At 42.4% G+C, this 494-nt stretch carries 1 protein-coding gene; it reads left to right on the top strand.

Annotation, left to right across the window (positions count from 1 at the left end):
* Positions 1–333: 333 nt before the first annotated feature.
* Positions 334–494: transposase (locus tag L1D31_RS22515; protein ID WP_239839149.1), on the top strand; the 161-nt coding region annotated here is incomplete at its 3' end.

The following is a 494-nucleotide window of genomic DNA, read 5'->3' as shown; positions in this document are numbered from 1 at the left end:
GATGAGTTGACATTTTTTAATTAAAACGCTCGATGCACCTCATCGGGCGTTTTGTAGCTTAGAGTCAGGTAAGTGTAACGGTAGACTTAAATTGGAGACCTGTTTAGAGGTATGATTTCGTTCGATTAAATGAGGTTATATATGCCAAGTGAATCGACCAAGATTCCTTAAACACTTTTTTAGTTGTAAATCTCATTACGTTCATAGGCTAATGGAGACATTCCATTGGCATGACCGTGTTGACGTTTAGAGTGGCGTTGTTGACCAAATTGATGGAACCTTTCCGTTAACCAACGATCTGATCCTTTGAGAGTAGGGCAAAGGCGGGATCAGATGGGTAAATCRAAGAGAAAAATCACCAACTGGAAAGAATACAACCAAGCGCTCGTAAACCGAGGTTCGTTGACTTTCTGGATGGATGACGACGCAATCGCCAATTGGTACTGTGATACTCCGTCTGGACGCAGAGGTAGAAGCAATGAGTTCAGCGATTC

Origin of the sequence: Vibrio sp. Isolate23, assembly GCF_022398095.1 — a bacterium.
Taxonomy (GTDB): Bacteria; Pseudomonadota; Gammaproteobacteria; order Enterobacterales; family Vibrionaceae; genus Vibrio; species Vibrio coralliilyticus_A.
The sequence above is the reverse complement of the archived record's forward strand: the minus strand, read 5'-3'. Positions and strand labels throughout refer to the sequence as shown.